Below are 734 nucleotides of genomic sequence, written 5' to 3'. Positions count from 1 at the left end.
TTGAGGTTCATGGCGTGACGCCCTCCTAAGGGTTTCAGTCCTCGATGCCGCGCTGCGCCGGCACGCCGGCGTCAAAGTGGTGCTTGTGCTTGACCATTTCGGTGACGGTGTCGGCCAGGTCGATGAGTTCCTGCGGCGCGTGGCGGCCGGTCAGCACCACCGTCGTCTCGGTCGGGCGCTGGCGCAGTACATTCAGAACCGTCTCCAGCGGGATCCAGCCGTAGCGCAGCGGGTACATGATTTCGTCGAGCACCACCATGAAGTGTTGACCGGCGCGGATCACCGCCTCGGCGCGCGCCCAGCCCTGGCGCGCCAGCTCGGCGGAGCGGTCCAGGTCGCGGCTTTTCCAGCTGAAGCCGTCCCCCAGCCCTTCGATCGGGATGCCGAGCTGCTCGAACACGCGGTGCTCGCCAAAGCGGGCGCTGGGCACTTTCATAAATTGAAAGATCTTGACAGCCTTGCCGCGCCCGTGCGCGCGCAGCGCCAGGCCGAAGGCCGCGGTGCTTTTGCCTTTGCCGTGGCCGGTGTGCAAGATGATGAGGCCGCGGCGCGGGCCTTGCGGCTTGGGGGCGTCGCGCTGCAGCGGAGGGGTAAGCAATTCCATCGGTTCAAGCTCCCAAGGTTGCGGGGATCAGCCGTCGTTGCCGCAGCGCTTGAGCAGGTAGATGTCCAGGATCCAGCCGTGCGCCTGCCGCAAGGCCGCGCGGGCGCGCGCGATGCGCGGGCCGGCTTGC

General features: G+C 67.6%; 1 protein-coding gene. It reads right to left on the bottom strand.

The features are described from left to right. Nucleotides 1-34: 34 nt before the first annotated feature. Nucleotides 35-604, bottom strand: a complete 570-nt coding sequence (cobO, locus tag ACK4TH_RS12565; protein WP_409626934.1) for a cob(I)yrinic acid a,c-diamide adenosyltransferase — start codon at nt 602-604, stop codon at nt 35-37. Nucleotides 605-734: the final 130 nt, after the last annotated feature.

Source organism: Tepidimonas sp. (assembly GCF_046292505.1).
Lineage (GTDB): Bacteria > Pseudomonadota > Gammaproteobacteria > Burkholderiales > Burkholderiaceae_C > Tepidimonas.
This window is presented reverse-complemented; position numbering and strand designations above follow the sequence as displayed.

What these genes read in the sequence shown, in the direction of transcription:
- cobO (WP_409626934.1), bottom strand. Translation starts at nt 604, where the DNA reads ATGGAATTGCTTACCCCTCCGCTGCAGCGCGACGCCCCCAAGCCGCAA.